This window comes from Nocardia sp. NPDC051911 (assembly GCF_040681035.1).
Taxonomy (GTDB): domain Bacteria; phylum Actinomycetota; class Actinomycetes; order Mycobacteriales; family Mycobacteriaceae; genus Nocardia; species Nocardia sichangensis.
On the sequence record NZ_JBFAXY010000001.1, the window covers coordinates 455520 to 479786 of the forward strand.

At 68.8% G+C, this 24267-nt stretch carries 18 protein-coding genes; 7 read left to right on the plus strand and 11 right to left on the minus strand.

Annotated features, from left to right (window positions below; translation table 11 throughout):
• Positions 1-200: 200 nt before the first annotated feature.
• From AB0L97_RS02330 to AB0L97_RS02345, 4 genes are all read right to left on the minus strand, one after another.
• Positions 201-2033, minus strand: coding sequence for a phosphoenolpyruvate carboxykinase (GTP) (locus AB0L97_RS02330; RefSeq protein WP_355071338.1), 1833 nt, complete (start codon positions 2031-2033; stop codon positions 201-203).
• Between the two features lie 218 nt (positions 2034-2251).
• Complete coding sequence (locus tag AB0L97_RS02335) at positions 2252-3781, minus strand: hypothetical protein (RefSeq protein ID WP_364424767.1); 1530 nt, start codon at positions 3779-3781, stop codon at positions 2252-2254.
• A 37-nt stretch (positions 3782-3818) separates the two neighbouring features.
• Positions 3819-4952: a hypothetical protein gene (locus AB0L97_RS02340; RefSeq protein ID WP_355071335.1), complete on the minus strand. Its 1134-nt coding sequence runs from the start codon at positions 4950-4952 to the stop codon at positions 3819-3821.
• 69 nt (positions 4953-5021) lie between these two features.
• Positions 5022-5804: an SDR family oxidoreductase gene (locus tag AB0L97_RS02345; RefSeq protein ID WP_355071333.1), complete on the minus strand. Its 783-nt coding sequence runs from the start codon at positions 5802-5804 to the stop codon at positions 5022-5024.
• 151 nt (positions 5805-5955) lie between these two features.
• Here AB0L97_RS02345 and AB0L97_RS02350 point away from each other — a divergent pair, with 151 nt between their 5' ends.
• The 4 genes from AB0L97_RS02350 to AB0L97_RS02365 are packed head-to-tail and all read left to right on the plus strand — an operon-like array spanning position 5956 to position 11913.
• Positions 5956-7302, plus strand: a complete 1347-nt coding sequence (locus AB0L97_RS02350) for a lipase family protein (protein WP_364424768.1) — start codon at positions 5956-5958, stop codon at positions 7300-7302.
• Positions 7303-7361: 59 nt separating this feature from the next.
• On the plus strand, positions 7362-8174 hold the full coding sequence (gene trmB / locus AB0L97_RS02355) for a tRNA (guanosine(46)-N7)-methyltransferase TrmB (RefSeq protein ID WP_364424769.1): 813 nt from the start codon (positions 7362-7364) through the stop codon (positions 8172-8174).
• Positions 8171-8899: an NYN domain-containing protein gene (locus AB0L97_RS02360; RefSeq protein WP_195044044.1), complete on the plus strand. Its 729-nt coding sequence runs from the start codon at positions 8171-8173 to the stop codon at positions 8897-8899. Before trmB ends, AB0L97_RS02360 begins: the two co-directional genes overlap by 4 nt.
• Complete coding sequence (locus AB0L97_RS02365) at positions 8899-11913, plus strand: MMPL family transporter (protein WP_364424770.1); 3015 nt, start codon at positions 8899-8901, stop codon at positions 11911-11913. The genes AB0L97_RS02360 and AB0L97_RS02365 overlap by 1 nt, the downstream gene beginning before the upstream one ends.
• 632 nt (positions 11914-12545) lie before the next feature.
• Here the strand turns inward: AB0L97_RS02365 and AB0L97_RS02370 are convergent.
• Positions 12546-14099, minus strand: a complete 1554-nt coding sequence (locus AB0L97_RS02370; RefSeq protein ID WP_364424771.1) for a DUF2339 domain-containing protein — start codon at positions 14097-14099, stop codon at positions 12546-12548.
• 836 nt (positions 14100-14935) lie between these two features.
• Entirely contained in the window at positions 14936-15403 is a 468-nt protein-coding gene (locus tag AB0L97_RS02375; protein ID WP_355071326.1) for a hypothetical protein, read from the minus strand.
• Positions 15404-15760: 357 nt separating this feature from the next.
• Between AB0L97_RS02375 and AB0L97_RS02380 the strand changes: the two genes are divergently transcribed.
• Positions 15761-16951: a helix-turn-helix transcriptional regulator gene (locus AB0L97_RS02380; protein ID WP_355071325.1), complete on the plus strand. Its 1191-nt coding sequence runs from the start codon at positions 15761-15763 to the stop codon at positions 16949-16951.
• Here AB0L97_RS02380 and AB0L97_RS02385 read toward each other — a convergent pair.
• Positions 16948-17316 (minus strand): MerR family transcriptional regulator, encoded by a 369-nt coding sequence (locus AB0L97_RS02385; RefSeq protein ID WP_355072089.1) that lies wholly within the window; start codon positions 17314-17316, stop codon positions 16948-16950. The genes AB0L97_RS02380 and AB0L97_RS02385 overlap by 4 nt on opposite strands.
• 64 nt (positions 17317-17380) lie before the next feature.
• On the opposite strand from AB0L97_RS02385, the gene AB0L97_RS02390 reads away from it, so the two are divergent.
• On the plus strand, positions 17381-18493 hold the full coding sequence (locus AB0L97_RS02390) for an alkene reductase (protein WP_364424772.1): 1113 nt from the start codon (positions 17381-17383) through the stop codon (positions 18491-18493).
• Between the two features lie 8 nt (positions 18494-18501).
• Here AB0L97_RS02390 and AB0L97_RS02395 read toward each other — a convergent pair whose 3' ends face one another.
• The 4 genes from AB0L97_RS02395 to AB0L97_RS02410 form a co-directional block, all read right to left on the minus strand.
• Entirely contained in the window at positions 18502-19137 is a 636-nt protein-coding gene (locus AB0L97_RS02395) for a DUF1707 domain-containing protein (protein ID WP_356963483.1), read from the minus strand.
• A gap of 119 nt (positions 19138-19256) precedes the next feature.
• Complete coding sequence (locus AB0L97_RS02400; protein ID WP_355071323.1) at positions 19257-19922, minus strand: response regulator transcription factor; 666 nt, start codon at positions 19920-19922, stop codon at positions 19257-19259.
• A gap of 45 nt (positions 19923-19967) precedes the next feature.
• On the minus strand, positions 19968-21161 hold the full coding sequence (locus AB0L97_RS02405; RefSeq protein WP_356962996.1) for a DUF5931 domain-containing protein: 1194 nt from the start codon (positions 21159-21161) through the stop codon (positions 19968-19970).
• Positions 21121-22347, minus strand: coding sequence for an AI-2E family transporter (locus AB0L97_RS02410; RefSeq protein WP_364424874.1), 1227 nt, complete (start codon positions 22345-22347; stop codon positions 21121-21123). Before AB0L97_RS02410 ends, AB0L97_RS02405 begins: the two co-directional genes overlap by 41 nt.
• 398 nt (positions 22348-22745) lie before the next feature.
• Here AB0L97_RS02410 and AB0L97_RS02415 point away from each other — a divergent pair, with 398 nt between their 5' ends.
• Complete coding sequence (locus tag AB0L97_RS02415; RefSeq protein ID WP_355072083.1) at positions 22746-24266, plus strand: adenylate/guanylate cyclase domain-containing protein; 1521 nt, start codon at positions 22746-22748, stop codon at positions 24264-24266.
• Position 24267: the final 1 nt, after the last annotated feature.

The window sequence follows — 24267 nt, forward strand, 5'->3', positions numbered from 1 at the left end:
AGAGCGACGACCACGCTGGACGACAAGCCATGGTTCGTGGAGGGCGGACCGCGCGGAGTGGTCCGGCGAGCTCCACGGCCGACCGCGATGCTCGAAGGGTGCTTCCGGACCGCGCTGAGCACGGAAACGTTTGTCTCGCAGAACAAATCGCCCGCACCATCTGCCGGATGGTGCGGGCGAATGCTACTTTGGGTGGAGTGTCAGCCCAGACGCTGCTTGAGCGCCTCGAACTCGTCACGCACGCCGGAAGGCAGCTTGTCGCCGACGAACTCGAACCACTCTTCGATCAGCGGGATCTCCTTGCGCCACTCGTCGGCGTTCACGACGAGCGCCTCGTCGACGTCCTTGGGGTCGACATCCAGCCCCTCCAGGTCGAGCTGCGCGGCGGTCGGCACGTTGCCGATCGCGGTCGCCTCGGCGTGGGCGGAACCCTCGATACGGCCGATGATCCACTCCAGCACGCGGGAGTTCTCACCGAAGCCCGGCCACAGGAAGCGGCCGTCGCCGCCGCGGCGGAACCAGTTCACGTAGAAGATCTTCGGCAGCTTGCCCGCGTCGGCGTTCTTGCCGACGTTGATCCAATGGCCCAGGTAGTCCCCGACGTGGTAGCCGAGGAACGGCAACATGGCCATCGGGTCGCGGCGGACGGTGCCGACCTTGCCCTCGGCGGCCGCGGTCTGCTCGGAGGACAGCGTCGCGCCCATGAACACACCGTGCTGCCAGTCGAAGGACTCGGTGACCAGCGGGACGGTGGTCTTGCGGCGGCCGCCGAACAGGATCGCCGAGATCGGCACGCCCTGCGGGTCGTCCCACTCGGGCGCCAGGATCGGGCACTGCGCCATCGGCGTGCAGTAGCGGGAGTTCGGGTGCGCGGCCAGCGTCTCGGTCTCGCGCTGGTACCAGTCGTTGCCCTTCCAGTCGATCAGGTGATCGGGCTCGCCTTCCAGGCCCTCCCACCACACATCGCCGTCATCGGTCAGGGCGACGTTGGTGTAGACGGTGTTGCCCGCCTCCACGGTCGCCATGGCGTTCGGGTTGGAGCTGCGGTTGGTGCCCGGCGCGACGCCGAAGAAGCCGAACTCGGGGTTCACCGCGTAGAGACGGCCGTCCTTGCCGAAGCGCATCCAGGCGATGTCGTCGCCCAAGGTCTCCGCGCGCCAGCCCGGCACCGTCGGCTGGATCATCGCGAGGTTGGTCTTGCCACAGGCGCTGGGGAACGCGGCGGCGATGTAGTAGGCCTTGTTCTCTGGGGAGATCAGCTTCAGGATCAGCATGTGCTCGGCCAGCCAGCCCTCGTCGTGGGCCATCGCCGAGGCGATCCGCAGCGAGTAGCACTTCTTGCCGAGCAGCGCGTTGCCGCCGTAGCCGGAGCCGTAGCTCCAGATCTCCCGATCCTCGGGGAAGTGGGTGATGTACTTGGTGTCGTTGCACGGCCACGGCACGTCGGCCTGGCCGTCGGCCAGCGGCGCGCCCACGGAGTGCAGCGCCTTCACGAACGGGCGGTCGGCGCCCAGCTTCTCCAGGGCGGCGGCGCCCATGCGGGTCATCACGCGCATCGACACGACGACGTACTCGGAGTCGGTGATCTCGACGCCCAGCTTCGGGTCCTCGGCGCCCAGCGGGCCCATGCAGAACGGCACCACGTACATGGTGCGGCCCTTCATCGACCCGCGGTACAGCTCGGTCATCGTGGCGCGCATCTCGGTCGGGTCGACCCAGTTGTTGGTCGGGCCCGCGTCGGCCTCGGTCTTCGAACAGATGTAGGTGCGCGACTCCACCCGGGCCACGTCGGAGGGATCGGAGAGGGCGAGGAAGGAGTTCGGCTTCTTCTTCTCGTCCAGCCGCTTGAACGTCCCCGCCGCGACGAGCTGCTCGGTGAGCCGCTCCCATTCCTCGTCGGAGCCGTCTGCCCACACCACTCGATCCGGCTGGGTGAGTTCGGCGACTTCTTGTACCCAGGCGAGTAGTTCGCTGTGCTCGGTCGGCGCCTTGCCGTCGGATCCACGAAGACCAGGAATGGTCGCTGACGTCATGAAAACTCTCCTGAGATGGGCGGCTGTTCGATGCTCCGCCGCCTGGCCCTAGGCCCATGACCAGCGCGGATGCACCGAGCGCCACCGTTGGCGGGAAGGCGCCCGCTCCGACCGGTCGAACGCGCACCCCAGGAGGGCGGCAGATCAGGACTTAGCGGACGCCCAAGTTCCTGAATAGAGGTTAACGCGATGTGACGGCCGGTACGGTATCGGGTTCCTCACTGTGTACCCAATTGGTCGTTCGTTTCAACAGGCGCGATCCAGCGATCGAGGATCCGGACGTCGCGCTCGCATGCGGCGAGCTGCCCCGGCTGCTCGGCCGCCATCCGGCGCAATTCGGCCTCCAGCCGGGCCACCCTGCGATCCGTCTCGACCATTCGCGCGGTGCTTGCCTGGACCACGTGATCGGCCAAAGTGGTCTCCGCTTCCACGAGTGCGGTCACCACGCGCTGCTCGAGCTGCGCTTTTACGTTGACCAACGCGTCGGCGACCCATTGCCGGATGTGCGCTCGATCGGCCAGCTGGCGCCGTGCTCGGACCACCCACGCCGCCGCACCGCCGCCGAGCAGCAACGTTACCGGCACGCTCGCGACGTCGAGGGCCGATACCAGGGAGAACGGAGCAACCAGCAAGCGACCCAGACCGACACCGGCCGACGCGCCGAGCGCGATCATAAGGTGATCTTCGACACCCCGATGGCGTGGCTCGGGATCCGGGCCGACCCGAGGGGCCTGGTCGCGCCGCCGCGTAGGCGAACCCCGATCCGTGCTCTCGATCCGGGCGCTCAGTTCGGCGATGCGCTGGTCGATGACGTGGTCGAGGGCGCCGGTCAGTTCGGTGACGGACTGCTGCAGCCGAGTGGGGTAGCCGCCGAGCTCGGCGGGCCGCAGCCGGTCCAGCTCGGCGCGCACGGCGGTGTGCAGCGCCCGGATGCTCGCGCCGATCTCGGTCATCAGGTCCACCCGGGCCAGGTGCAGCTGCCCGCGCAGGGTGGACATCGCGGTGGCGCGCCCCCCGTCGCGACCGGCCAACAGAAGGGCGCGCTCCTCGCGCAGCCGGGCCGCTTCGGCGCCGGAGCGCAGCACCGCCACCTGTTCGGCCACCCGTCGACGCGTGTCGGCGAGGACCCGGCCGGTCACCGCACCCGGCCGGTCACCGCCTGCGGCGGCTGCCGCGGTGAGCCGCGCGTGCAATGCGCCGACACCGGAGCGATCGAGCAGTCCGGCGTCGCCCGCGGCGCGTGCGGCGGCCGCGAGCCGCGCCGAGACCGGCACGATGTCCAGATCGCCCGCGCCCGACGCGGCGAGCAACTCCAGGTCGCGCTCCCGCACGGCGTGCCAGTCCCGGTGGGCGTGGACGCCGTTCATGGCGAGCAGCAGGCGGGCGCCGTCCGCGCGCAACCGATCGACCACCCCGAGCGTGTCCGCGCCGATGATGGTGCCCGCGTCGAGCAGGATCAACGCCACCGCGGGCGGGGCGGACTCCGATACGGCGTCGGCGCGGGGTTCCGACAGCGTGAGGCGCGGTTCGAACCGGGCCAACTCGGTGCGCAACAAGGTCGTGTTGACGTCGGCGGGGCCGATCACCGTGACCGCACGAGCGCCACCGGAGTCGTGCACCGCGCGCAGCAGCGCCATACCTTGCGGATTCCATCGCTCCACCACGGCCGCGAGCTCGGGGACGAGCGCGGCGGGGCGCTCGGCTTCGCCGTCGGCGGAGTCGCCCGCCGTGTGAGAAGGCGGATCCACCGCGGCAGCCGCACCAGGCGACGCCGATTCCGGCGGCTCAGAGACCGGCACTGCTCATCCGTTCCCATAGTCGGACGTACCCGTTGTGCACCCGCAACGCGGCGCGGCGGGCGGCCGGGGGCATATCGCTGGTGACGACCGCGTGCCAGCGCGTGGCGCGGGCAAGCGCATCGTCGGCGTCGGAAGGAGCGGGCGCGGAATACCCTGCGGCGAGATGGGCCACTTCGGGCCCCGCCAAGCCCGCGCAGAGCCCGAGCCAGACGGCGTCGTCGCTGTACAGATAGGACTCCAGGAGGTCGCGCGCCCGGCCGCCCTCCTCCGGGACCGCGCGGGCGGCGAGCCGGGCCAGCTCGTCGAGCAGCTCGCCGCCGCGCAGCGCGGACACTTGTTCGTAGCGGCGGTGCAGCAACTGGTGGAGCGCGTCGATGCCGCTGGCCGCGTGCAAGATCTGCAGCAGCGCCTGCGGAGCGAGATCCGGATCGTGCCGTAGGGCCGTGCACGCGCAGGCCACGCCGTACAGATCCCAGCGGCGCAGCAGTTCCTCGCGCTCGGCGGCATCCGGCCCCGGTGCGACGAACAGGTCCGGCGCGAGGAGCAACGCGGGGTCGGCTTCGGTGGCGAGTTTGCGCAGCAGGTCCAGCTCCGCGCCGGTCAGCGCGCCCGCCCTGGTGCGCATCGCGAGCGAGGCGACCACCGGAACCACCGGAAGCCGCAGCTGACTGCCGTACTGCTGGGCCGAGGCCACGGCATCGCCCCAGCGAGAGCCGATCGCGTCGGCTTTGTTCAGCACCGCGATCGTGCGCTGCGGCGGCAGCGTGGCCAGCACCCTCCGATCGGCCGGCGTCGGCGCGGCCGACAGCACGTAGACGACGATGTCGGCGTCGAGGTCGGGGTCGGGCGCATCCGGCCGGTCCACCGGATCGGTCTCCACCGCAGACATGAGCGCGAGCGCGTGCAGCACCGTTGTCCGCCCCGCGTGCGCGCGCCCGGTCACCTGGATGCGCGGCGGCTTGCGCCACGCGCTGACGGCCGCCGCCGCGGCGTACCCGATCTGCGGATCCCGCCCGGTGCCGAAGCGCAGCTCGGCGAGCAGCTTGTCGAGCTGATCGTGCGCGGACGTCGGCACGCCACGCTCCCGCAGCGGCCCATCGGAATCAGTGGCTGTCGGCATGCTGCACCCACCCCCTTTTACGGTGCGCAATTGTGTCAGAAGTCGGCTCGCCGGGCAGGTTCGACGGGCTCAGCTGCCACTGAAGTATTTGTTGGCGGTGCGCACCATCCAGTTCGGCGCGTATTTCCCTACCGTCGCGAGCACCTTCGCCTGCGCGCCGATCTCGTAGTGCACCTTCGGCAGCCGGGCGCGCTTGCGGGTGGCCTCCCAGATCCCGGCCGCGACGTCGTCGGCGGTCAGTCGTACGCCCAGCGATTTCGTCGTCCCGGTCGTCACGCCGTCCACCATGGCCGTGGCCACGAACAGCGGCCAGATCGCGAGCACGCGGATGTCGTGGCGCTCCCATTCCAGGTCGAGCGCCTCGGTGAAGCTCTTGACGGCGGACTTGGTCGCACCGTAGCTCGCGAGTTCGGCCTGGCCGTAGATCGCCGAAGCCGAGCACAGGTTGACCACCTGCGCGCCCGGCGTGTCGCGCAGGTAGCGGAACGCACTGTGTGTCCCGGTGAGCACGCCCACCACGTTGACCTCCACGATCGCCCGATGGGCGGCGATGTCGATCTCTTCGAACGGCCCCGCGCGCAGGATCCCGGCGTTGTTGACCAGGATGTCCAGTCGTCCCGTCGCGGCGTGGAACTCCGCGAGCCGCTCCGCCCACTGCGTGGCGTTCGTCACATCGAGCACTCCTGTGTTAACTACGCCACCCTTGGCTGTGATATCACCGGAAAGCCTGGTCAGCCCGACTTCATCGATGTCGTAAGCCCCGACTTGGTATCCCTGCGCAGCGAAAAGCAAGGCCGTGGCCCGCCCGATGCCCGCCGCCGCGCCGGTGATGAATACTGTCGGTCTGCTCATGCCGGGGAGTCTAGTGCCGGGAATGACGTGTATCGCGGGGTTCCCACACGCCCGGTCGGTCACTTACCCTGCAGAAGTGGTCGGCACCATAACCGGTGCGCAGCTTGAACTTTCGCATGCGGCAACCGACCTCGAAGATGAGGAGGTTGCGATGACCGCGAATGTCATCGGCGCTGTCGACCGGGAGCCCGCCTGTCCCGCGGACCGCAAGCCCTTGCTGCCCAGCACGGACCCGTTCCATCGACCGCCGAAAGGGTTCGCGGCCAAGGCGCCGGGCACCATTCTGCGCAGCAGGAAGATCGAAGTGGCGCTGTTCGGAATTGTCCCGCAACAGGTCTCGGCCTGGCAGTTACTCTACCGCAGCTGTGATCTGCACGGGGCGCCGGAAGCGGCGATCACCACCGTCCTGCTTCCGATCGGCGCGGAACCGGACCAGGATCGCCCGCTGCTGGCCTTCCAGACCGCGATGGACGCGGTGACCGAGAAATGCTCGCCGTCCTACGCGCTGCGTCACGGCTCGCGGGCGCTCGGTTCGATCACCCAGTTCGAATGGCTCCTGGTCGCGAACGCGCTGCGGCGCGGCTGGGCCGTGAGCATCGCCGACCACGAGGGACCGCACGGTAACTTCGGCGCGCCGCGCGAGCCCGGCTACCGCGCGCTCGACGGCATCCGCGCCGCCCTGCGCTTCGACCCCCTCGGGCTCGGCCCGGAAACCCGCGTCGCGGTGTGGGGCTACTCCGGCGGCGGCATGGCCAGCTCGTGGACGGTCGAGATGGCGCCGACCTACGCCCCCGAACTGGACATCGTCGGCGCGGTGCTCGGCGCCCCGGTCGGCGACCCGCGCCAGGTCTTCGACCGGCTCAACGGCACGCCCTTCGCGGGTCTGCCCGCCATCGTCATCGCCGCCCTGCGCAGGCTGTATCCCGCGTTGAGCTCGCTGATCGACAACGAGCTCAGCCCGGACGGCCACCGGTTCGTCGTCCGCGCCGAGAACGCGACGCCGGTCGGCGCGATCCTCGGGCTGGCGGGCAAGAAGGTGGACGACTTCCTCGACCGCCCGCTCGCCGAGGTGCTCGACACCCCGGAGCTGCGGGCGATGTTCGACGATCTTCGGCTCGGCAATACGACGCCGGCCTGCCCGCTGCTGGTGGTGCAACCCATCCACGACCAGGTCATCCACATCGAGGGCATCGACGGCCAGGTGGCCCGCTACCGTCGCGGCGGCGCCGCGGTGACCTACGTTCGCGACCGGCTCAGCGAGCACTTCTCGCTGCTGCCGCTGTCCACGCCGATCAGCCTGGACTGGCTGGCAGACCGGTTCGCCGGGCAACCGGTGAGCGACGCGGGCGACAGGACTGTCTGGTCGGTCGCCGCCTCACCCTCGGGCGTGCGCGGACTGCTGGAGATGGCGGTGACCGCGGCCAAGGTCGCGCTCGGAAGACCGCTGCGTCAGCAACGGCCGACCGAGCCGAGGATCGCGCCCGCGCGCGCCGCCTGACCTCCTGCTCAGCGGCCCGTGCACAACCGCTTGCCGCACTGATCGCCGGATGCTGGACAATGGACGCCGTGAACGACGCCGCGAACCATACTGCCGAGTCAGTTCCGGGCCCGCCGTCCACAGCTTCGGCTCCGGCCGAGGGCGGGCCCAGGCACAAGACCGGCTCCCGCCTGTACCCACGAGTCACCAGCTTCCGGTCGCGCAGGGGCGCGCTGACCGCCACCCAGCAGCAATCCTGGGACCGGATGTGGCCCTCGATCGGCCGCGAGGTCGCCGACGAGCCGCTGGACGCCGCCGCCTGGTTCGGTCGCGACGCTCCGCTGGTCATCGAGATCGGCTGTGGCACGGGCACCGCGACGGCCGTCATGGCGCAGGCCGAACCGCACCTGAACCTGGTCGGCATCGAGGTGTATCAGCCTGGCCTGGCGCAGTTGGTGCAGCGCATCGAGCGCGAAGGGATCGAGAACATCCGCCTGCTGCGCGGCGACGCGGTCGACGTACTGGAAAACATGATTGCCGAGGAGTCGCTGACCGGCGTCCGGGTGTTCTTCCCCGACCCGTGGCCGAAGGCGCGCCATCACAAGCGGCGGCTGCTGCAACCCGCGACGGTCGCGCTGATCGCCAACCGCCTGAAGCCGGGCGGTGTGCTGCACGTCGCCACCGACCACGCGGGCTATGCCGAGCACATCCACGCGGTCGGCATGGCGGAGCCCCTGCTCTCGGGTCTCAACGAGGCGACGGGCGGTGTCAGCGCGGAGCATCGCGCCACCGCGCCGATCGGTTTCGAGCGGCCCGTCACGAAATTCGAGGGCAAGGCACATCGCGCCGGTAGCGCCATCACGGAGCTCATATGGGGGAAGATCGACCGATGAGCGTCAGTGAAATGGCCCACGAAGTGGTCGATGTTGCCGGGGAGGTGCACGGCGGCGGAGCGGAAGGTCTGGGCAGCTCGGGGCCGGACGTGCGCCGCGTCCTGTTGGTGTGGGACGCCCCGAACCTCGACATGGGCCTCGGCGCCATTCTGGGCGGTCGTCCGACCGCCGCCTACCGCCCGCGGTTCGACGCGCTCGGCCGCTGGCTGCTGGCCCGGACCGCGGAACTGTCGGTGGGCGCGGTGCATCGGGTGGAACCCGAGGCCACCGTTTTCACCAACATCGCGCCCGGCACCGCCGACGTCGTGCGGCCCTGGGTGGAGGCGCTGCGCAACGTCGGCTACGCGGTCTTCGCCAAACCGAAGATCGACGAGGACTCCGACGTCGACGCCGACATGCTGGCGCACATCGCCTTACGCAGCCGCGGCGCGGGCTTGGCGGGCATCATGGTCGCCTCCGCCGACGGCCAGGCGTTCCGCGAACCGCTGGAGGCGCTCGCCGCCAAAGGAGTGCCGGTTCAGGTGCTCGGCTTCCGCGAGCACGCGAGTTGGGCCGTCACATCCGATACTCTCGAATTCATCGACCTCGAGGACATTCCGGGCGTGTTCCGTGAACCGCTGCCCCGGGTGAGCCTCGACTCGCTGCCCGACGAGGGTGCCTGGCTGCAGCCGTTCCGGCCGCTGTCGGCACTGCTCACCTCTCGCCCCGCCCAAGGAGTCGCTTAGTGTTCACACGCTGGGGCGATCTGGTATACCGGCTGCGATTCGCCGTCATCGGCGTGGTCGTGGCCGGTCTTCTGGCTCTCGGTGGCTACGGCCTCGGGTTGGAGGACCACCTCAGCTCCAGCGGGTGGGATGATCCGACCTCGGAGTCGGCGCGCGCGGCGCGAATCAAAGACGGTGCCTTCGAACGGGATCACAAATCCGACGTCATCGTGTTGTACACGGCGCCGGAGGGCAAGACTATCGATGACCCGGAATTCAGCGGCAAGATCCTCGACAATCTAGGGAGTCTGCCCCGCGATCATCCCGACGAGATCACCAAGATCAACGGTGTCTACTGGCGGAACAGCGCGAACATTCCAGTCCAGGCCTCCGTTTTCGGCTCCAAGGACAAGAAGTACGCCTTCGCCTCCATCGCCATCAAGGGCGACAACGACACCGAGATGGTGCGCAACTACCGGAAGGTGAAGAACGTTTTCTTCATCCCCGGAGTGGATGTGCAGGTGACGGGTCTGCAGGCCGTGGCGGGCACGCTGAACGACACCATGGCCGACGACCAGAAGCGCATGGAGATCCTCGCCATCCCGGCGGTGGCCGTCCTGCTGTTCTTCGTCTTCGGCGGCATCGTCGCCGCCGGATTGCCGCTGATCGTCGGTGGTCTCACCGTGATCGGCGCATGGGGCATCGTGCGGTTCATCACCGAGTTCACCGAGGTGAATTCGTTCGTCTCGCCGGTCGTCTCGATGATCGGCTTGGGCCTGGCCATCGACTACGGCTTGTTCATAGTGAGTCGTTTCCGCGAGGAACTCGCCGAGGGATACGACACCAGGACCGCCGTCCGCCGAACGGTGATGACCTCGGGCCGCACCGTGGTGTTCTCCGCCACGATGATCGTCGCCAGCCTCGGCGGCATGCTGCTGTTTCCGCAGGGCTTCCTGAAATCGGTGGCCTACGGCGCCATCGCGACGGTCACACTCGCGGCGCTGACCTCGATCACCGTGTTGCCCGCCATGCTGTCGGTGCTGGGCAAGCGGGTCGACCTGCTCGGCCTCAAGCGGTTCCGCCAGACCAAGACCGCCGATGAGGTGGAGAACGGTATCTGGGGGCGCTCCACCCGCTGGGTGATGAAGCACCCGCTCAAGATCGCGATCCCGCTCTGCATCCTCTTGCTGCTGCTGATCATCCCGGTCAAGAATCTGAGCTTCGGCGGTATCAACGAGCGGTATCTGCCGCCGGACAATCCGACCCGCTTGGCGCAGAAAGAGTTCGACACGATCTTTCCGCTGCGCAAATCGGATCCGATCGAACTGGTTTTCGTAGTCGACGATCCCAGCCTCGCTCCCCAGGTAGCCAAGGTGGTGAAGGAGGCGAGCAAAGCGCCCGGGCTGGCCGGCGAATTCGCTTATCCGCCCAGCACGGCTCCCAACGACAAGACCATCTACAACACGTCCGTCACGCTGACCAATTCGCAGGACGCCGACCCGACCATCGATTACCTCCGCTCGCTGCCATTGCCCGACGGCGTCACCATGCTCGTGGGCGGTCAGCCGACGATCCAGAAGGACAGCATCAACGCGCTGCTGGGCCGGATGCCTTTGATGATCGCGCTCGTCTTGTTCGTGACGACGCTGCTGATGTTCCTGACCTTCGGCTCGCTGGTGCTGCCGATCAAGGCCGCGCTGATGAGCGCCCTCGGTCTCGGATCCACGCTCGGCATCCTCACCTGGATCTTCATCGACGGCCACGGCGCGGGACTGTTGAATTTCACTCCGCAGCCGATCATGTCGCCCGTGCTGGTGCTCATCATCGCGATCATCTACGGCCTGTCGACCGACTACGAAGTCTTCCTGATGTCGCGCATGGTCGAGGCGCGCGCCCAAGGCGCGAGCACCACCGAGGCGGTGCGGATCGGTACCGCGCAGACCGGCCGGATCATCACCGCGGCCGCGCTGATCCTGCTCGTCGTCACCGGTGCGTTCGCCTTCTCCGACCTGGTGATGATGCAGTACATCGCCTACGGCATGATCGCCGCGCTGTTCATCGACGCGACCGTGCTGCGCATGCTGCTGGTCCCGGCCACCATGAAGCTCCTTGGCGACGACTGCTGGTGGGCGCCTGCCTGGATGAAGAAGGTGCAGGAGAAGGTCGGGCTCGGTGAGCCGATCCTCGATGACGAGCGCGTCGGCGGTAGCGATGTCGTCGACCTGGTGAAGACCACGCCGATCACCGATCCGGTGACCATGCAGATCCCCGCCGTCACCGCCGCCAACAAGGTGCCGCGCAGGCGCAAGCCGCGCACGGTCGCCGAGATCGAGGCCGAGGCGCCGACCAGGCGGCTGGACCGGGTACCGCCGTCGCCCGCACCGCAGCCGACCCCCGCGCCGCCGCCGCTCGATCCGGCCAGGCCACGCACGGAACCACCACGGAATCCCACACCCCCGCAGGGTGAACCGATTCGCCCGCGGCGGATTTCGCAGGTTCCGAACGATCCTCGCTCGCCCAGCCAAGCGGAGCAACGGCCGCCGGCACCGCCCGTGCACCCGCCGCGACCGGCGCCGCCCACCGGCCTGCCGCAGGACCCGAACGCATCGCACGCCGGTGTGCCGTCGGTGACCCTGCCCGAGCACAGCCCGCGACCCGCCGTCTCACCGATCACGCCACCCGCCCCGCGCCCGACCCACGCACCGGAACCACGCCCGCTGTCGGGCATCTCGCAGGAACACACCGTCGATCTCGCACAACAGCGCCCCGACGCGCCCGGTCCGGCGCACCACCTGCCGCCCGATGCTCCGGCCGCTTCCGACGTCCCCGCGCACCGCGCACCCGAACCCGAGGCCCCCGCGGAGCCGTACAACGGACCGGACACCACCAACCGCAGCAGCATCGAGAGCTGGATGGCCGAACTGCGCTCCTCCCGCCGCCACATCGGCCGGGCCCCCGAGGAGGGCAGGCACCACGGCGGCGACGGCCGCACGGTGAGCGTGAACGAACTACTGCGCCGCCGCGACCGCGAGTGAGCGTGGAAGACTCGAGTCATCCCAAACAGTAAGGTGTCCGCGCTTTTTCATACCTGAGAACCGGCGGTCTGCGGTGAGCCGCGGACCGCCGGCCGCATAGCGTCTTGCTATCCGGTCAGGAGAATCACATAGACCTTGCCATCCGGACCTCGGCAATCGTATTCCGAATTCGGGTTCCCGTGGTTAGTTATCCACACCGTACATTCATATGTGTCAACGAGAGGACCTTTAACGGGAATTCCCGGCCGTTCCGCAGATGCCACACCAGCGGCTCCTCCCAGTAATGATGCAGCGACTGCGACTAGAAGAGAAAACTTCGCGAACAATTGAATCCCTCCGCACTATATGTGTAGAGCTGCGACCAGCGACCTCTTAGACACCACGCCGCACCCACGATTGACCAGGCGATGTTCCGACCCGACGGATGCCGAGTGCATGGCCTTACGCATCCTCCTGGGCTAGCGATCTACACTCCCCCTTTCGAGTCCTTCTCCGTCGCTATGTAGGACGCGACACATCGACGATCGGTTCCATCAATTTTTGAAAAAATTCAAAACAACAGGTTCACCAGGTCGGAACCCGAACCGGGTCGGACGGATACCGCCGCTGAGTCGCCGACCGCGCCTCAGCTGTCACCGCTCCATCCCCGCGTCGGCGAAGGCGCGCGCATAGCGGGTACCTGCCAAGAGCAGCAGAATGCCGACTACGAGGAAGGCGACGACGCGGACCAAGCCGTCCAAGGTGGCCAGGTCGAAGAGGAACAGTTTGGCCAGTGCGGCTGCCGTGACCAGTAAACCGGAACCCAAGGCGAGTTTGGCGACCGCGGGTGCTTCGGCGAGTGCGCGAAGTCCGAACAGGAGGGCGCTGGTCGCGGCTGCCATCCAGAGGATGGTCGCGGCGCTGTGGCCGAGGAGGAACCCGTTCGGCGTTCCGGTCGCGACGCCGAGGGAGACCGTCGTCGTGGTCACCGCGTAGAGTCCGGCGACGCTCGCGGCGATCCATGGCCACGCGCTGCCCGCGGCAGGTCCGGGCAATCGCCGCGCGCACCACATCGCCACCGCGATCACCGCGAGGGCCAGCGTCGCGCCGAGCACGGTCGCCACGCCGAGGTTCGCCTCCGAAAGATGTCGCGAGGCAAGCACTTCCGGGCTCGCGACACTCAGCAGCGCCAAGCCGCCGAGCACCGCGAACGCCGCGCCGAGGCCCGCCGTCGGGCGGGACGTCCGCTGGCCAGCGACGCCGAGGAAGACCAACGCCACCAGCAGCAGAGCCGTGGGCAAGGTCCGCGTCTCGGTAACGCCGACACATGCCTCGAGCGCAGCGATCGAGCCCGCGACGGCGGCCACGAGGGCCGTGTGCCCCGGGATCCGTACCAACTCGTTCACTTTCGGCGCCATGCTCACCGCGGCGACGAGCAGGAGCACCGCGGCGGCGATCGACGCTACCGACACCGCGATGTGCCGTTCGGAATACATCCCCGGGGCGAGCAGCAGCGGCACGAGCGCTGCCGCCATCGTCAGCGAGGCGGTGAGATCGGCGGGCCGGTGCCGGACGACGACGATCGTCCCGGTGATTCCGACCAACGCGACCGCCACCGCGGCCACGAGCACCCAGGTGCGCTCTCCAGCGGCGGGAGTTCCGAGAACCGCACCCGCGACGAACCCAAACGTCGCCAGTACGGCAGGCAATGTGCGCGCCACGTGCAGATATGGCCAGTTCCGCGTCAATTGCACCGGCACGCAGACCAATTGCAACACGATCAGGAACGCGAGCAGTACCACCCGCGTGGTCACCACCGGAGACAGCGCCGCCGCGGCGAGCACCACCAGGACCGCGAGTGGCTGCGAGCGCCACCGCATCGCCAAACCGACGCCCGCGGTGGCGACACCGAAAGCGACGGCGAGCCCGAGTACCGGATGCAGCCAGTGGTAGATGGCGGTCACCGCGACGACATCGAGATAGGCGCCCGCGATGCCGGTGGCCGCCAGTGCGATACCGCCGACCCGCCCTCCGGTCCGCTGGAAGACTCGTATTCCCGCAGCCCACAGCACAGCCGAGAAACCCGCTCCCGCAATCACTCTCGGCACGGGCCCGAAGAATCCCGCCTGGGCAGCCAGAACTAGGAGCATCGCGACGCCGATCAACGTCACGGCGACACCCGCCAGCGCCAAGAGCCGGCTGATCACCCCGTCACGTTGCCACCACGGCGTATGCGGCACCGCTGGCCCCGCGCGCGGTGGGACAGGCGGGCGAGGCGGCACCGCCCCTGGCATCGGTCCCCGCGCGTTGGGCGGCCACTGAGCGCCACCCCACGCACCGCCGGGCGGTGGGGCGAAACGCGGAACGTATGTGGGCTGCGGAGGGGGAACCGGCACACCGGCCACCGACGATTGTCCCGGCCAGGGCGGCGTAATCGGTGGTATCGCGCCGGACGCCGCGTACCCCGCTCCCGCGAACCCGCCGCTGGCAAGGGGATCGGCCGCACGCGACGACGACCCAGCGAACCCACCGCTGGCGTGGGCATCCGTCGCACGCGACGACGACCCAGCGAACCCACCGCTGACAGACCCTCCGATTCCACTCGACGACCCCGCGACCGGGCGTGCGGGCGCACCGGGTTCCGAGGCATCGCCGAACGCCTGTCCGCCGGTCTCGCCGTATACCGACGGTTGCGCAATCGAATCGCGCGCCTCGCCGGACGCTGCCCCGCGCGGTACCTCGTTCCCGGGCACACCCGGCGTGTCGGATGAGGCCGGACGCACCGGGACACCCGCATCCGCGACGACCTGCTCATGTAGCACACGCAGATCCCGGCCGAGCACGCCCAACTGCGTCCCCAGCGTCGTGAACTCGCCGGAGAGACGCGCGAGCAACGCCGGATCGATGGAGGTAGTCATGACTTCATGCTGGTCACCGCGACGCGCGCGAGCATGAGTAGTTACCCCTGGTAGACAGGCGGGTTCTACCCGCCCGACCGGCCCTCACCCAGGGCAGTCGGATGAGGACCGGTCGCGCCAAGTGGTCAGTAGGTGCGCAACCCGACGACCTCGTGCACGGCCTCGATCACCGCGGTGCGCGGCGGCATGCGCAGGACGCCCGGCGCCGGTTCGCCCGCCCAGTGCCAGCCCAGTGCCGAGTCGGAGCTGGGGAGCAGGATGATGCGACCGCCGGGGACCACGGTGACCCCGTGACCGGCGAGACAGCGCCGGACCGCGACCTCGACCGGCCGAGCGGGGCTCGGGGGCGTGACGAGAAAGGTCCATGTGCGCTCGCCCGGATCGGCGATGACGGGTGCGGTGTGGTTGCGGTCCAATTGGACGAGCACCTTGCGACCCAGTTCCGGCGGCATGACGATCGCGCCCATGATGGAGCCGGTGGTTATCGTCGGGCGTCCGGCCAGCAACTGAACCGGAAGCCCGTAGGTATGCCGCAGCAGATGCGCGACTTCCTGGGGGTCGTGACAGCCCTCGAACATCGCTTTACTCCGCATCGCAGTAGCCGAATTCGGTCGAAACGAGAGGCTTTCGGGGTAGCAACCCGCGCTGGTCGCGCATCCGTGTTCCGGCGTTCGCGGGCAGAGCGCTGACCTGGCGTAGCGGTCGAATCGCGCGGTGGCGCGCCGGTCGCGTGGTCTGTGCACCAGGCCGCCACGCGCGATCGGCGCGCCCGGCCTGCAAGGTGTTCTTCGGCATGGTTTTCATTGCCGCCGCCCTTTGCATTCAAAGTTGCAGAAAGGCAACGGTATTCCAACCAGCAGCGAACGAGTCGTACGCAATGTCCCACTTCGGTAGTCCCAGATAACATAGCGTCGTACTCTGAAACCCAGATTTAACAAAAGGACTTGGGTATGGACGAATCGTCGATCGGAGTTCGGATCCGCCAGTTCCGCGGGAAGGCGCTCACGCAGCGCCAGCTCGCCGATCAGGCGGGTGTCAGCGTGGATCTGGTGCGCAAACTCGAGCAGGGTGGCCGCCAAACCGCCTCCATCGCCAGCTTGCAGAAGATCGCGCGCGCCTTGGACGTGGATATCGCCGATCTGATCGGCAAGCGCCAAGGCGTGCCGTCCACCAATCCGGACGCGGGCATCGTGGCCATCCGCCGCGCGCTGACGCCGGTAGACGACCTGCTCGGCGAGACAAGGGAAGAGGAGGCGGTCAGCCTCGACGACGGCCGGCGCTCGGTCGAATACGCTTGGGGCGCTTACTGGTCGGGCCGCTACGAGCTGCTGACCTCGATCCTTCCGCCGGGATTGACCCAGCTGCGCGCCACCGTGCACGCCGCGCGCAACGGTTCGGTCGCACCCGCCAACGAGTTGCTGGCCCGGATGTACTGGGTAACCGGATGCACGCTGGTGCATCTCGGCCAGACCGATCCGGCGTTCCTGGCCATCCGGCAGGCGCTCGCCGCCGCCGAGCTGGGCAACGATCCCCTACTGCTGGCCACCATCCGCGGTTCGGTGGCCTGGCAGTTGCTGGTGCAGGGCCGCTACGACGAGTCGCGCGGCGTGGCGCTGAACGCGGCCGCGACCCTGGAGCCCTCCGGCGACGTCACGCCAACGCATCTGTCCGCCTACGGCTCGCTGGTGTTGCAGGGCGCGACCGCGGCGGGCCGGGCCCAGGACGTGCACGACGCCTTGTCCCTGGTGGAAGCGGCGAGCGAGGTGGCCCTGCGGATCGGCACGGACCGGCAGGACTACGAGACCTATTTCGGCCCTTCCCAGGTCGTCATGCAGACGGTCGATGTAAACATCTCCTCCGAGCGCTACCCGGAGGCGCTGGCCGCGGCCAAGGACATGCCGGTCAACGGCAGTCTCCCGCAGGCATCCCGGGCGCGGCACCTCGCCGACACGGCGGTCGCGCTGACCCGCACCGGCCGGCACCAGCGCGCGCTGGACGCCTTGCTGACCGCGGAACGGGTGGGCGGCGCGGACTGGCTGAAATACCAGTCGCTGCCGCGCCACATCGTGTCCGAACTGCTCGACCACGACCGCAAGGTGCCGCTGCGCGCGTTCGCCCGCCGGATCGGGGTCAACACCTAGCCCGCCGGTCGTTCCCCGGCTCGTTCGATCACCTCGTCCAGCACCTCGCGCGAGCGCAGGAGATCATTGATGGTGCGGGTGATCCGTTCGCGCTCGGTGTGCAGCTCGTCGACCAGCGCGGGCGTGGCGTACTCGTTGGGACCGCCGTCCGCATCGCGCATGCAGGGCAGGATTCGCGCGATCTTCTTGCTGGTGAGTCCCGCCGCGAGCAACTCTTGGATGTGGATGACCCGGTCCACCGCGCGCTCCGGATAGTCGCGGTGACCGCCGCTCGTGCGGTCGGAGGCCAGCATGCCCTGCTCCTCGTAATAGCGCAGCGACCGTTCGCTCACGCCGGTGCGCTCGGCGAGTTCCCCGATTCGCATCCTCACCTGGCCTTTCGCCTTCGGGCTTGAATCTCACATTGATGTCAAGTTTTACCGTACCAACATGACGAACGCAGCGGCTTCCGATCTCTTCCAGCCCACGACCCTCGGCTCCCTCGCGCTGCCGCACCGCCTGGTGATGGCGCCGATGACCCGTAACCGCGCCGCGGCCGACGGCACGCCGTCCCAGATCATGGCGACCTACTACGCACAGCGCGCGAGCGCCGGCCTGATCATCGCCGAGGAGACCACGCCGAACCGGGTGGGTCAGACCTACGCCGACATTCCCGGCATCTACACCGACGCGCATGTGGCAGGCTGGCGAGCGGTGACCGGCGCCGTCGCGGCGGCGGGCGGGCGAATGTTCCTGCAACTCCAGCACGGCGGCCGGGTCGGCCATCCGGACAACAGCGGGCTGCACCCGGTCGCGCCCTCGCCGGTTCCGTTGCCCGAGCCCATCCACACTCCTAGCGGCGCGCAGGATGCCGTCGTCCCGCTGGAGATGACCACCGCCGATATCGAGGCCACCGTCGCCGATTTCGCGTCCGCGGCGGAAAACGCGATCGCGGCGGGATTCGCCGGAGTCGAGGTGCACAGCGCGAACGGCTACCTGCTGCACCAATTCCTGGCGCAGAACACCAACCAGCGCACCGACTCCTACGGCGGGTCGGTGGCCAACCGCATCCGATTCACCGTGGCGGTGGTCGAGGCGGTCGCCGACGCGATCGGCGCCGAGCGCGTCGGCGTGCGGATCTCCCCCGGAGTGTCCGTCAACGGCATCTATGAGGGCGACACCGAGGACATCTACCCCGCACTCGTCTCGGCGCTGGCCGGCAAGGGCCTCGCCTACCTGCACTACGTCTTCGCCGACTCCGATCAGCCGCTTTTCCAACGGGTTCGGGCGCTGTGGCCGGGGGCCCTCATCGCCAACCCGAATCTGGGCTGGGGCGTCCCGCTGCCCGAGGACGGCGGCCGGGAAGCCGCGCAGCGCCTGCTCGCAGGCGGTGCGGACGCGATCTCGCTGGGCCGTTCCTTCCTGGCCAACCCCGATCTGGTCGAGCGGCTGCGCACCGGCGCACCACTCAACCCGGTGCGCGACGCGCATCTGATGTACGTGGGCGGCGCGGAAGGCTACACCGACTACCCCACGCTCGACCTGACTCCCACGGCGGGCTGACCAGCCGCTCAGCGCCCCATCAACCGGCGCCACTGCGCCATGAACGGATGCTTCGCGGTGACCGAGCCGAATCGGATCTTGCCGTGCACCACCAGGTGCAGGGCGCCCAGCGGCGGCCCGGTGCGGACCTTGTTGTTCACGCTGGAACCGATCAGTTCCAGCCCGTTCAGGTCGACGGTGGCCTCCGCGGGCACGATCAGATTGATCGAACCGGCGAAGTCGTCGACCCGCAGCTCGACCACCTGGGTCGACATGATCGCCTCGGTGAAGTCCAAGGTGACCCCGGACAGCCAGTTGTTCAGATACAGGGTGGGCGGCACCTGCCACGGGCCGCGGCGGCTCACCCCGGACAACCGCGAACGGATCACGTTGCTCGCGCCGTTCGAGCCGGACGCCTGCCTGGTGAAGGCGGGCGAGGAGTTCACGAACGTCGACGGCGGCGCGGCTGGCTGCCCCACCAGGCGGACGCCGGGCAGATCGATGAGGACGGCGTTCAATTCGCCGCGGGTCTTGGCGGCCAGCGCGGTGTCCATCCGCTCGGTGAACTCACCGAGCGAGAGCATGCCGAGGCCGACCGCGCGCTGTAGCAGCTGACCGACGTGTTCCCGCTCGGCGTCCGACACGCGCAGTTCCCGGTCGCCCACCGCGCCGCCGGAGCCGACCGCATTCGATACCGATTCGGGCCCACCCATGCGATCGAGGTTACCCAGCGGACGGCCACGACCGCATCAGGGCGATCCCTGATTCGAGAGCACCTTCCGGACTACTCGAGCCCCTGTTCGATGGCGTACCGAGTCAATTCGACCCGGTTCGCCAGCTGGAGTTTGCGTAACGTCGCCTGCACATGGTTCTCCACGGTGCGGTGACTCAATCCCAGCCGCGTCGCGATCTGCTTGGCGGACAGCCCTTTCGCCACCATCCGCAGCACCTCGGTCTCGCGCTCGGTCAGCGCGGGCCGGTGCGGCTCGTCGGGACGCACGGGCGTGGTCGCCATCCGCCGGTACTCGCCGAGCACGAGTCCGGCCAGCCCCGGTGTGAACACCGCTTGGCCGGCCGCGGTGGCGCGCACCGCGTCGATGAGCTCGGCCGCCGACGCGCTCTTGACCAGGTAACCCGAGGCGCCCGCCTTGATGGCGTCGAGCACGTCGTCACGCTCGGCTGATGCCGAGAGCACCAGCACCCGGCTCTGCGGCGACACCCGCAGCACCTCGGCCGTCGCCTGTGCCCCGTTGCCGTCGGCCAGCTGCATGTCCATCAGCACCACGTCCGGCCGCACCGCCCCGGCGCGCCTGCTCGCCGCGGCGACACCGTCGGCCGTGGCCGTCACCCGGAATCCGGCTTCGGAGAGATCGCGGGAGACACCGTCCCGCCACATCGGGTGGTCGTCCACCACCATCACCGAAATGGACCCGGCCGTCTGGTCCGCCATCAGCGCCTCCGCTTTCGCTCATGCCCGCGCCTCGCCGACGCTCGCTCATCTGGGCACCCGGAATTCCCATTCGGTGCCGAATCCGACCCCGCCATCGATCTCGGTGAGCAGGTCCGCACTGCCGCCGAGTGCCGCGATCCGCCCCACGATGGACCGGGAAACTCCCATGCGCCCTTCGGCTTCCGCCTCGGCCAGCCTTCCTGGCGGGATGCCTACGCCGTCGTCGCGCACGCTGATCACCACTTCGTCGCCGGTGTCCTCCAGCAACACATATGCTCTCGCATCCGGCCCGGCGTGCAGCTCCACATTGGACAACGCCGTGGCCACGGCAGAGGTGATCTCGTTCGCCATCCAGCGGCCGACCCGCACCGGATCGCCGGGCGTGGACACCGACACCGTCGGCGTGGACTGCGCGGTCAGCAGTGGCCGCAGGTCGACCTCGGCTCCGCCCGCGTCCCGGTGATCGGCCTGCTCGGTGATCAGCACGCGCAGCGCCACCTCCTGTTCACCGGCGCGCAGGGCCAATTCCTCCGTGGGTCCGCCGATTTCGCTGCCCCGGCGCTTGATGTAGCTGAGCACCTGCAACACGCCGTCGTGCACCTCGCGCGACAGCCGTTCGCGCTCCTCGGCCGCCGCGGTCAGGCGCACGGCCTGCTCCAGCTGGTCCTGGGCGCGGCGCGCGGTGTTGGCGGCCAAGCCGAGTGCGAGACCCACCGAGACGAGCACCGGCACCGTCGCGTCCGCCCACACGTCCTCACCCCACTGATCGCGCACCGTCAGCGACACCGCGGCGATCAAGGCTCCGGACAGCACGCCCGCGAACGGTCCGCGCAGGATCGCCGCGCCGATCACGGCGTTGGTGGCCCACAGCGTGGTGGGCAGCGTCTGGTGCCCGTGATACCAGTCGTAGTCGGCGACCAGGCGGGTCGCGGCCATCAGCCCGATCACGACCACGTGATCGCCGATCACCACCCAAGTGCGCAGCCGCGCCACCTCGGGGAAATGCCACTGCGACAGCATGATCGCCGAAGCGCCCGACCACACCGCCATCAACGCGATGAGCACCCAGCTCAACCGCTGGTTCGTGTAGTACGGCACCGAAGCGATCTGCTGGCCGACCGCGTACAGCAGCGTGACCAGCCGCAACGCCTGCGCGGCCCGCCACAGCGGTGTGGTCGCCACGTCGGCCGAGCGCAGCTCAGCCCTTCGTCGTGCCGTCGCCGGCTTGCGCGCCGTCATCGGACTCCGCCTTCCGCTGCGCCGACTCCGTGGCCTGCTTCTTGGTCGCCTCGATCAGCGTCGCGGCCACGTCGAACCGGCCGGGCTCGGGCCGATCCGGTTCGGCCGAATACAGCCCGTGATGGTCCTCGCCGGTCTGCAGCTCCCCGTACAGTTCCTCGGGGCCTTCCAGCAACGACCGGATCGCCGTGTTCATCACGGCCACGAACGGCACCGCCAGCAGACCGCCCGCGATCCCGCCGATCACCACGCCCGCCGTGATCGCCAGCACCACGGCCAGCGGGTGGATACTGACCGCCCGCCCCAGCAGCAGCGGTTGCAGCACATGGCCCTCGAGCTGCATCACGGCGATGATGATGCCGAGCACGATCAGGGCGGTGACCAGCCCTTTGGTCACCAGCGCGATGAACACCGCGATGAATCCGGCCAGGAACGCGCCGATGATCGGGATGAACGCGCCGATGAACACCAGCGAGGCCAGCGGCAACGCCAAAGGCACACCGAGAATGGCCAGACCGGCGCCGATGCCGATGGCGTCCACCGCTGCGACCACGACCGTCGCGCGGACGAACCCGACCAGCGTGCCGAACCCGAGCCGCCCGGCGGTGCGGACCCGCTCGCGATGGTCGGTGGGCACGATCCTGGTGACGAACTCCCAGATCTGATCGCCGCCGTAGAGGAAGAAGATCAGGATGAACAGCGTCAGGAAGGTGCCGGTCAGCAATTCGCCGATCACAGTGGCGGTGGTGAGCGCCCCGCTGGTCAGACTGTCCTGATTGGACTGGATCGCCTTGACGATGGCGTCGCCCACGTTGCGGATCTGCTCGTTGCTCAGATGCAGCCTGCCGTTGATCAGCCAGTCCTGGATCTGGTGGATGCTGTCGGTGAACTTGTTCGACAGCTGCGGCACACCGGCGACGAACTGTTCCACGACGAAGGTCATGATGCCCGCGACCACGCCGATCGACCCGACCAGCGCGACGAAGACACCCACCGAGCGCGGCACGCCCAATCGCTGCATCCAGTCCACCAGCGGCGCGAGCAACGCCGCCGCGAGCAGCGCGATGGCCAGCGGGATGACCACGGTCGCCAATTTCTGCACGATCGCCGTGACCGCGAGCCCCAGCGCGAACAGCACCAGCAGCCGCCAGCCCCACTCCGCCGATACCCGGACGATCGGGTGCACCGTCTCCGCCGCGGGCCGCGACAGCGTGATTTTCCGCTCTGGACTTGGCTTCGGGTCGGTCACCTCCGTGAGCCTAACGGGTGCTGTCGGACGTAGTCCGTCTTCAGCTCGCGCATGGCCGGAGCGAAGGCGGAGGTACGCCTAACGGGTGCTGTCGGACGTAGTCCGTCTTCAGCTCGCGCATGGCCGGAGCGAAGGCGGAGGTACGCCTAATGGGTGCTGTCGGACGTAGTCCGTCCTCAGCTCGCGCATGGCCGGAGCGAAGGCGGAGGTACGCCTGATCGGCCCGGCCGTAGCCTGTCGGCCTTCACCGGCGGTCAGCGCCGCGGACAGGCCGACGGGACCGGAACGCTAGATTGGACCCCGTGTCGGCGCCTCTGGAAGCGGTCAAACAGACCATGCGAACGCGCTGGCCGCTGTACCTGACATCGATGCTGCTGGCGAACGCTTTCGGCGCGGTTCTGGTGTGGGCCTTCATCCAGTACGGACTACCCGTCCCCGAGGGCGAGCCAACCGGTGCCAGGAGCACCGGCCTGCTGATTCCGGCCGTCGTCTTCGTGGCGGGCGGCCTGCTCAGCATGGCCGCGTCCGCGCTGATGCTGCGCCCGGTGATGCGCTGGCAGATGCGCGGCGGACCGCCGAGCCGCCAGGAGCAGATGGCCGCGCTGCACGCACCGCTGCGCCAGGCGATCCTGCACCTCGCGCTGTGGCTGATCGGCGGAGCCGTGCTGGCCGCGCTGATCATCAGGGACACTCCCGCGCTGGCGGGCGCGGTCATCGTCACCGAGTGCATGGCCGCGACCATCGTGTTCGGCTTCACCTACATGCTGGGTGAGCGCATCCTGCGCCCGGTGGCGGCCCAAGCTCTGACCGAGGGCACCTTCGACCACACCCTCACCCCCGGCGTCGGCACCAGGATGGGGATGACCTGGGGTATGGGCACCTTCGCCCCCACCATCGCCATCGTGCTGTTGTGCGTGACCCAGATCTCCTCGGACGTGAAGTTCTCCGCCCAGTCGCTGGCCATCTCCATCCTGCTGCTGTGCGGCGTGGTGATCATGCAGGCGCTCGCGCTGTCCATGCTCACCGGTTCGAGCATCTCCGACCCGGTGCGTCAGCTCAGCCAGGCCATCGACCGGGTCCAGGCTGGGGCGCGGGACGTGCAGGTCGAGGTCTTCGACGGCAGTGAGATCGGCCTGTTGCAGGTCGGCTTCAACCGGATGATGGAGGAGGCGGCCAAGCGCCGTCAGCTGCAGGAACTGTTCGGTCAGCACGTCGGCGAAGAGGTGGCGCAGCGGGCGCTGGACTACGGCACCGAACTCGGCGGCGAGACCCGGTTCGTCGCGGTGCTGTTCGTCGACATGGTCGGGTCCACCGCCACCGCGGCAGAGCGGCCGCCCACCGAGGTGGTGAGCCTGCTCAACGAGTTCTTCCGCATCGTGGTCGATGTGATCGACCGCCACCACGGCTTCGTCAACAAATTCGTCGGCGACGCGGCGCTGGCCATCTTCGGCGCGCCGCTGGACCGCCCGGACGCGCCGACCGCCGCGCTCGCCGCCGCGCGCGAATTGCGCGAGACCCTGCGGGAAGTTCCCGGCCTGGACATCGGCATCGGTGTTTCGGCGGGACTGGCCGTCGCGGGGAACATCGGCGCGGCCAACCGCTTCGAATACACGGTGATCGGGGATCCGGTCAACGAGGCGTCCCGGCTCACCGAGCTGGCCAAAGAACGTCCCGGCCGGACGCTGGCCTCGGGCAGCGCGCTGTATTTCGCCGAGGAGAGCGAGCAGGACCAGTGGGAAACCGGCGACGAGGTACAGCTGCGCGGCAGACGCAGGAAAACGCTTTTGGCCTGGCCACGAGAACGGGCCGACGCGCCCGACGATACCGATGTCGAAACGGCGCGTTCGTTAGGCTGAC

Coding starts and splice junctions, on each gene's coding strand:
- AB0L97_RS02345 (WP_355071333.1), bottom strand. CDS start 5,804: ATGAGCAGACCGACAGTATTCATCACCGGCGCGGCGGCGGGCATCGGG.
- AB0L97_RS02390 (WP_364424772.1), top strand. CDS start 17,381: ATGACGAACGCAGCGGCTTCCGATCTCTTCCAGCCCACGACCCTCGGC.
- AB0L97_RS02400 (WP_355071323.1), bottom strand. CDS start 19,922: ATGGCGGACCAGACGGCCGGGTCCATTTCGGTGATGGTGGTGGACGAC.
- AB0L97_RS02340 (WP_355071335.1), bottom strand. CDS start 4,952: ATGCCGACAGCCACTGATTCCGATGGGCCGCTGCGGGAGCGTGGCGTG.
- AB0L97_RS02330 (WP_355071338.1), bottom strand. CDS start 2,033: ATGACGTCAGCGACCATTCCTGGTCTTCGTGGATCCGACGGCAAGGCG.
- AB0L97_RS02380 (WP_355071325.1), top strand. CDS start 15,761: ATGGACGAATCGTCGATCGGAGTTCGGATCCGCCAGTTCCGCGGGAAG.
- AB0L97_RS02415 (WP_355072083.1), top strand. CDS start 22,746: ATGCGAACGCGCTGGCCGCTGTACCTGACATCGATGCTGCTGGCGAAC.
- AB0L97_RS02405 (WP_356962996.1), bottom strand. CDS start 21,161: ATGACGGCGCGCAAGCCGGCGACGGCACGACGAAGGGCTGAGCTGCGC.
- AB0L97_RS02350 (WP_364424768.1), top strand. CDS start 5,956: ATGACCGCGAATGTCATCGGCGCTGTCGACCGGGAGCCCGCCTGTCCC.
- AB0L97_RS02385 (WP_355072089.1), bottom strand. CDS start 17,316: ATGCGAATCGGGGAACTCGCCGAGCGCACCGGCGTGAGCGAACGGTCG.
- AB0L97_RS02360 (WP_195044044.1), top strand. CDS start 8,171: ATGAGCGTCAGTGAAATGGCCCACGAAGTGGTCGATGTTGCCGGGGAG.
- trmB (WP_364424769.1), top strand. CDS start 7,362: ATGGACGCCGTGAACGACGCCGCGAACCATACTGCCGAGTCAGTTCCG.
- AB0L97_RS02375 (WP_355071326.1), bottom strand. CDS start 15,403: ATGCGGAGTAAAGCGATGTTCGAGGGCTGTCACGACCCCCAGGAAGTC.